Source organism: uncultured Romboutsia sp. (assembly GCF_958366745.1).
Classification (GTDB): Bacteria; Bacillota; Clostridia; order Peptostreptococcales; family Peptostreptococcaceae; genus Romboutsia; species Romboutsia timonensis.
Map to the genome: position 1 here is coordinate 1 of NZ_CATXCO010000110.1, position 7,751 is coordinate 7,751.

12 protein-coding genes are annotated in these 7,751 nt (G+C 26.7%); all 12 read left to right on the forward strand.

The window, feature by feature from the left end:
* Positions 1-260: 260 nt before the first annotated feature.
* Positions 261-992: a C40 family peptidase gene (locus tag Q5F54_RS08245; protein ID WP_288525479.1), complete on the forward strand. Its 732-nt coding sequence runs from the start codon at positions 261-263 to the stop codon at positions 990-992.
* Positions 993-1,500: 508 nt separating this feature from the next.
* Complete coding sequence (locus Q5F54_RS08250; RefSeq protein ID WP_330644341.1) at positions 1,501-2,157, forward strand: lytic transglycosylase domain-containing protein; 657 nt, start codon at positions 1,501-1,503, stop codon at positions 2,155-2,157.
* A gap of 36 nt (positions 2,158-2,193) precedes the next feature.
* Positions 2,194-2,616: a YaaR family protein gene (locus tag Q5F54_RS08255; RefSeq protein WP_281538208.1), complete on the forward strand. Its 423-nt coding sequence runs from the start codon at positions 2,194-2,196 to the stop codon at positions 2,614-2,616.
* A gap of 11 nt (positions 2,617-2,627) precedes the next feature.
* Positions 2,628-2,948 carry a FliM/FliN family flagellar motor switch protein gene (locus tag Q5F54_RS08260; RefSeq protein ID WP_281538209.1) on the forward strand — a complete coding sequence of 107 codons (321 nt, stop codon included), beginning with the start codon at positions 2,628-2,630 and terminating at the stop codon, positions 2,946-2,948.
* Between the two features lie 28 nt (positions 2,949-2,976).
* Complete coding sequence (locus Q5F54_RS08265) at positions 2,977-3,246, forward strand: flagellar biosynthesis anti-sigma factor FlgM (RefSeq protein WP_281538210.1); 270 nt, start codon at positions 2,977-2,979, stop codon at positions 3,244-3,246.
* Positions 3,247-3,660, forward strand: a complete 414-nt coding sequence (locus Q5F54_RS08270) for a flagellar protein FlgN (RefSeq protein ID WP_302334219.1) — start codon at positions 3,247-3,249, stop codon at positions 3,658-3,660.
* A 17-nt stretch (positions 3,661-3,677) separates the two neighbouring features.
* Positions 3,678-4,997, forward strand: coding sequence for a flagellar hook-associated protein FlgK (gene flgK / locus Q5F54_RS08275; protein ID WP_302334220.1), 1,320 nt, complete (start codon positions 3,678-3,680; stop codon positions 4,995-4,997).
* Positions 4,998-5,010: 13 nt separating this feature from the next.
* Positions 5,011-5,985: a flagellar hook-associated protein FlgL gene (gene flgL, locus Q5F54_RS08280; protein ID WP_281537863.1), complete on the forward strand. Its 975-nt coding sequence runs from the start codon at positions 5,011-5,013 to the stop codon at positions 5,983-5,985.
* Positions 5,986-5,998: 13 nt separating this feature from the next.
* A complete protein-coding gene (gene fliW, locus Q5F54_RS08285) occupies positions 5,999-6,370 on the forward strand; it encodes a flagellar assembly protein FliW (protein ID WP_288525484.1) in 372 nt (123 codons plus the stop codon).
* A gap of 11 nt (positions 6,371-6,381) precedes the next feature.
* A complete protein-coding gene (gene csrA, locus Q5F54_RS08290) occupies positions 6,382-6,594 on the forward strand; it encodes a carbon storage regulator CsrA (protein WP_302334221.1) in 213 nt (70 codons plus the stop codon).
* Between the two features lie 11 nt (positions 6,595-6,605).
* Positions 6,606-6,986: a flagellar export chaperone FliS gene (gene fliS / locus Q5F54_RS08295; protein ID WP_302334222.1), complete on the forward strand. Its 381-nt coding sequence runs from the start codon at positions 6,606-6,608 to the stop codon at positions 6,984-6,986.
* A 12-nt stretch (positions 6,987-6,998) separates the two neighbouring features.
* A partial coding sequence (locus tag Q5F54_RS08300) for a flagellar cap protein FliD N-terminal domain-containing protein (protein WP_302334223.1) occupies positions 6,999-7,751 on the forward strand: 753 nt, incomplete at its 3' end.

Consider the following 7,751-nt stretch of genomic DNA (forward strand, 5'->3'; position numbering starts at 1 on the left):
CTTTTAACTATAAAAAAGTAGCTTGTTATACTCTAGTGTTTTCAAGAATTATATTTAATTAGTATAACGAGTAAATCTAAAAATTCACTAGATAGAAATTTTAATCTTGTGTATGTTATAATAATAAATATAATAATATTATCAAATATACTATAAAAATAAAGAAAGGAGTTGCTACTCATTATAATATCTAAAAGAAATAATATGAATTTTAGTTTATTGTAGATATATTCAAGTATACAAAGAGTAGCTAAATATAAATGAGTGATATAAGTAGAATTATATTAAATACTATGTTATATGAGATAAATAATTCAAATACTAGTAAATCTGTTTCAAATAATGAATCTTTTAGTAAACTCCTTCAAAGCTCTATAGGATTGTTAGGTAGTAGCAGTAGTGATTGTTCATGTAGTAACAGTGGAGTTTCTTCTTTAGGTATGATAGTAACTTTAACAGGACTGATTAATCAAAATAGAATATATGAAAGTAATTCAAATATAAATAATAATTTAGATAGTAACAATCAAACTATACAAATTAATAATCAAAACTCAAATGTAAATAGCAATATATCTGATAGTACTACTACATCTGTAAAAAACAATACAGAAAGTATCAATCCTAATATGGATAAAGCTATAAAATTATTAAAAGAACAAGTAGGTAAACCGTATGTATGGGGGGCTAATGGACCAGATTCTTTTGATTGTTCAGGTCTTGTTAGATATGTTTATAAAAATGCATTAGGCAAAGATATACCAAGAGTATCAGAGGATCAAAGTAAAGTTGGACAAGCTGTCTCTAGAGAGAATTTGCAACCAGGAGATTTAGTATTTTTTGATACTATGGACAAAGGTAAAGTGAGTCATGTTGGAATGTATATAGGAAATAATGAATTTATACATGCAGCAAACTCTAAAAAGGGAGTTATAAAATCCACACTAACAGGATACTATGATAAAAAGTTTATAAATGCAAGGCGACCATAATTAAATATATATTTTGAAAAGTCTCTTAAAATACAAAATTAGTATATGTACTTTAAGAGGCTTTATTTATTGTAAGCAAAAGTATCACAAGTGGAGAACGGCATTTTACCACAAAATACTATAAAAACAGAACGAAATGAAATATAATAAAAGTTGTAATGCATAATACGTGAATGAAAATAGGATGAAAAGATATGAACAAAAAATTATCGTCATTGTTTTTATCAGGACTGATTGTTTTAAATAGTACATACTATTAAAGAAGAAAATACTAAAACTTATGATGGTGGATTAGGGTCATATACATTAAGTGGAATAGGATCATTAGGATTATTATCAATGTTTAATAAGAGAAACATAAGAAAAAATAATATAAAATAAAGAAATAAGTAGATAGCTAAATAAACTATCTACTTATTTTTTTTAATCATAATAATAAATCTAGTTAAAGAAAAATGTAATGTTACCGTATAAATTAGTATTATAAGAATTACGTGGGGTGATAATAGTGACTAACAGCATATATGGTATAAGCAATTTAACATCAATGTCATCATTGACAGGTGGATGTAGTTGTAATTCATCATCAAGTAGTAATGCTTTTGATATTGTTTTAATAAGTCTTCTTAAAGCTGTATCAGAAGTAAATAAAAATAACAATAGTTATCAATCAGGTGATATTTTAGATAATATTGAAAATAGTTTAGAAACCTTAAATAGTACTCAAAATACAAATAAAGTTGAAAGTTCAAATAAAGACGAGAGTGTGAATGAAAGAATAGATAAAGCTATAAGCATATCATCTAAAAAATATGGAGTAGATGAAAACTTAATAAGAGCAATTATAAAAGTTGAATCAAACTTTAATCCTAATTGTGTATCTAAGGCAGGGGCAAAAGGCTTAATGCAACTTATGCCAGAAAATTGTAGAGATCTTGATGTAACTGACCCATTTGATATTGAACAAAATATAGATGGAGGAACAAGACACATAAAAGAATACTTAGATAAGTACAATGGAGATGTAGAAATGGCTCTTATGGCATACAATGGAGGTCCAACAAGAATGGCAAAAAGAGGTGTAAAATCTATAGATGATATTTACAAAATGCCTAAGGAAACTCAAAATTACGTGCCTAAAGTTATGAAATATTACAAGGGATAGATATATATCATACAACTACAAAGAAAGGAGAGTCAAATGAAAGTAGGAAGCATAACCCATAATAGAAACTTAAGTGTAGAAAGTAAAGGTAGTAAAGAAAAAGCTAATTTTAGTGATAGTTTTAACTTAGCTCGTAGGGCAAAAACAAAAGAAGAATTAGAGTTACAAATGACGGAAATTAAAAAAACTGGAGAAAAACTAGTTGCAACAAAGTGTTATGGCGATGTTATACAATATAAAAAGTTAATAAAAGACTATCTTAAATCTGTAGTTGACTATATATATGATATAAATAAAAATACAAGTTTTTGGGATAGAAATTATTTTACAACAGTAAAGACTATAAATGAAAAACTAGAGAATATGACGAGAGATTTAATTTATGAAGAAAAAGACAATATAAATATAGCATCTCAAATTGATGAAATAAATGGATTACTATTAGATATCTATATGTAAGGGAGGATAACATGGAAAATTCAATAAAAACAGATGAAATATATGAAGTAAAATTTGAGCAGTTAGTGGAAACTGAAAAACAACAGCTAAGTGCGGTAAATGATATTATGGAAGGATTAATGGATGTATCTGTATCAATGGGGTCAACTAGAGAAAAAATAGGTAGAATCGTTAATTATAAAGTTGGCGATATAATAGTATTAGATAAACCAGTAGAAGAAGCATTAGATATTAGTGTAAATGGAAAATTAATTGCAAGTGGAGAAAGTATGATATTAGATAATAAACTAGCTATAAGATTATCTAATGTAAAAACAGATGATGAAAATTAAGAAGATTCAATGAAAAAAGGAGGCTTTTATGAATATAGCTTCAGTAAAGTTTAAAGGAATAGAAAATATATATACAAGAAGTAAGCAAGAAATAAAACAAACAGTAAAAGCAAACAATAAAGATACTATTGAAATATCAGATTTAGGTATGTATTTAAATAAAGTAAACTCGAGTGAAGATAAAGATAGATTAGAGAAAATAGCTGAAATAAAGAGCAAAATAGAAAATAATACTTATAGAATTGACTCAAATGAATTAGCTAAAAAGATTATAGAACGTACTAAGGGGGAGATTTAATTGAATCCTGAAATTAAAGTAATAATATATGAAGAAAAAAACATTTTAAAAAATCTACTTACATTATTAGATGAACAGTACGATTATATTATAAATAAAGATATAATAAAAATGGACAAGATTGCTTCAAAATTAGATGAAACATCTAAAGAATTAGCAAAAATTGAAATACAAAGAAGAAACATTATGGGAAGTGAAACTAGCATGAAAGATGCTGTTTCAAACTGTGATGATGAAAATATAAAGAGTGCATATGAAGAAATAGTAAGCACAATAAAAATGGTAGAGATTCAAAAACAATCAAATGAAACTCTTATAAAACAAAGACTATTTTTCACAAAAAAAATGATAAACTTTATAAAACCTAATAAAGATATAGGTGTTTATAATGCATATGGAAAAGTAGGTAAGTAAGAACTCGGAGGGAATTTATGGCAGGATTAATAGGCAGTTTACATTCAGCAGGAACTGGTATGAGTGTAAGCCAAGCATCTATACAAACGACATCACATAATATAAATAATATAAATACACCAGGGTATTCTAGACAAAGAGTAGAGCAAAGTGCAAAAAATGCATACAGTAATCCTGGTTATAACAGTAGTATGGGTCCAGGGCAAATAGGAACTGGAGTACAAGCTACAGATGTAATAAGAATAAGAAATACATTTTATGATTTTCAATATAGAAGTGAATCGCATAACTACGGAGAAATTAGTATAAAATATCAACACTATACAAATATAGAAAAAATATTTAATGAACCATCAGATTCAGCAATATCAGGATCTATGAGTGACTTTTTCTCAAGCTGGCAAGAACTTAGCAAAAGCCCTAATGATACAGGAGCAAAAGATATAGTAATACAAAATGCTAAGTATTTAGCTACTAATATAAGTGACGTAAAAGAAAAGTTAGATAAATTATCATCTCAAGCTGAGAAAAAGCTAAATGATGATGTAGTAGAAATAAATGATATGATAAATCAAATTAGAGACTTAAATAAAGATATAAAGCTTATCGAAGGAAGTGGGAAAACTCCTAATGACCTTATGGATAAAAGAGATAGTGTAATTGATGAATTAAGTCACAAACTAAATATAGAAAATACTGAAGTTCAAAAGTTAATAAATGACAAATTAGAAAATAAAACAGAAGTAACACTTGATGAACTAAAAAATATTGGGAATGTATCAGGTGAAGTTCAAGGGTCATTAGATATGATTGATAAAATATCAGAATATACATCTAACTTAAAAGAACTTGCAAAAGGCTTAACTAAAGGTGTTAATAATGTTATGAATGGTAGAGATTTTAATGATAATACTGTTAATGCAACTGATCAACAAATATTCATGTTCAATGATAATGGAGACCCTATCATTAAAGCTAATGATAAATTAGTAAATAATCCTAAGGACTTAGTTATAACTGCAGAAAAAGCAGAAAAAATGTACAAATTAAAAGACGAAAAAATTACTATAGATGGTGAAGATATAACTATAGGTAATTATTACAACAATATAGTACAAAAGCTAGGAAACGAAACAAAAGAAGTAATAAGAAATGAAAAAAATCAAAGTAAACTATTAGAAGAAATAGATAACTTAAGACTTAATGTATCAGGGGTATCTCTTGATGAAGAAATGGTAAATCTAATACAATTCCAACATTCATATAATGCAAGTGCAAAAGTAATATCTACAATAGACTCTTTATTAGATGTTGTAGTAAATGGATTGGTTAGATAATTAGGAGGATAATATGAGAATAACAAATGCATCTATGGTGAGAAGTCACTTATATGATACTCAAAATAATTTAACTAACATGAGCAAAATAAATCAACAAATCAGTACAGGAAAAGTAATAAACACAGTATCAGATGATCCACATAAAGCTATAAAAATAATGAATATAAATAATGAAATAAAATATACTGAAAAGTATAACTATAATATAGATGAAACTGTTGGTTGGATGAACACTACAGATGGAGCATTAGATAATGTGGGAAATCTACTTGGTGAAATAAAAGAAACTATTTTAAAAGTTGGTAATGGAACTTACTCACAAAATGAAATGAAATCTTTAAATGAAGATATGAACGAAAAAATAAAGCAATTAGCAGATACGCTTAACTCGACTCATGGTGGGAAATACTTATTTGGTGGAAGTAGTGTAGATGATGCACCAATTACAGTTATTGAAAATCCAGATGGAACAGTTAAATTAGAATTTAGTAAAGATAAAAATGGACAAACAATACCAAATACAGATGACTTAAAAGCTGATATATCTAGTGGAATTAATATTGACTATAATATTTCAGTTGGAGAAATACTTAATATAAAAGATGGAAATGGAAATACTGTAAATTTATTAGATGAAATAAATAATTTATCTACACTTATGAATGATATAGCAAATGGTGATGAACAAACAGCTGCAAAGGCAAAAGAAACTTTACTTAATGACACAAAAGGTAAAATTGATACATTATTTGATCATGTAGTTAACGAAAGAACATCACTTGGAGTTAGAGTAAGTACTGCAGAAAAAATAAAAGAATTAAATGACGAAGATATATTAAATATACAAGATGTACTTTCTAAAACTCAAGACACTGATGTTGTAGAAAAATTCATAGAACTAAAATCAGCAGAAATGATTTATCAAGCATCAATACAAGTTGGAGCTAAGTTAATACAACCTACAATATTAGACTATATAAGATAATTAGGAGGTTAATATGGAAATACTATTTGAAAAAGGTATACCTGGATTTGAAAACTATAGATATTTTAACGTGAATATAGTAGAAGGAAATAAAAAAATTTATAATATAGTATCAAAAGAAGATTCAAACATAGGGTTTATTTCTATATCTCCGTTTGATATAAAAAAAGACTATGAAATAGATTTAGATGATGAATTTATAAAAGAATTAGATATAAAAGATGAAAAAGATGTATTAGTAATATGTTTAATAACACTAGGAAAATCATTAAAAGACAGTACAGCAAATTTAAAAGCACCTATAATAATAAACATAAAAAATAATAGAGGTAAACAATTAATACTTCAAGATGATAAATATAAAATAAAAGAACCATTAGAATAGGGTGTGATAATATGCTAGTAATTTCAAGAAAAAAAGGTGAGTCATTACTAATAGGTGATGATATAGAAATAACAGTAGAAAAAATAGATACATCAAGTGTAAAAATCTCTATAAAAGCACCTAAGGAAAAAGTAATACTTAGAAAAGAAGTATACGAAAAAGTAAAAAATGAATATTCAAATGCAATTGTAACATCAGAGTGTCTATTAAATATTTTAAAATAGGAGGAATGTGTATGTATACATCTAACCCGTATAATATATATAAGCAAAATTCTGTAAATATGGCATCAAGTCAACAATTACTACTTATGTTATTAGATGGTGCAGTAAAATATACAAAAATAGCTAGGATGGCTATTTTAAACAAAGATATAGCAAGAGCGCATAAAGAGTTAGTTAGAGTTCAAGATATATTTTTAGAACTTATGATAACTATGGATAAAAACACAAAGTATATGGAAGATTTATATAACATATATGATTTTATAAAAAATGAACTTGCAAAAGCAAATATAAAAAAAGATATCACTATAATAGATAATACTCTTCCGCTTATAGAAGCAATAAGAGATATGTGGTATGAGGTAGATGCAAAGATAAAATCAGGAAAGTAGTAGGGGGATTTTATGTCAAGTATAAGTAGTATAAGATTATCAGGTCTTGCAACAGGTATGGATACGGATGCAATGGTAAAATCTATGCTTACAGCAGATCAAGAAAAAATAGATAAAGCTCAACAAAAAGAACAAACTGTAAAGTGGCAACAAGAAATATATAGAGAAGTAATGTCAGATATAATTGACTTTAATGATAAATACTTTTCATTAACATCTAAAGATTCTATTTTAAGCAATAGTGCATGGAATACTTTATCAATCACAAGTTCAAATAGCAGTGTAATAAGCGCAACTGGGAACGCAGGAGCTACTAATGTAGATTACAAATTTAATGTAAAAAAGTTAGCAGAAACAGCAAAAGCTCAATCTTCTATAGAAGGCTTAAAAAAAGAAAGTAAATTAGTAAGTTTAGGAGCTAAAGAAGGAGAACAGTTTAAATTTGAATTAGGAAAAGATGATACTGGAAATACAATTTACTCTAGTGATATAACTATAGAAGCTGATGACACTATAGATACTTTAATAACTAAAATAAATAATAGTGTCGATGGTAAAATTAAAGCATCATATAGTGAAATGACAGGTAAATTCACTGTAGAAACTAAAGATACAGGTTCAAATACTGAATTTAAAATAGTTGGAGAAGATGGCAGTTCTAGTAAGGCACTAGATTTTTTAGATTTAAAAACTAAAAATAGTAGTGGAAACTTAGTTAAATTTGATGAAAATGGAGCAAAAGGAAGTAATTCAGAAATAGAAGTA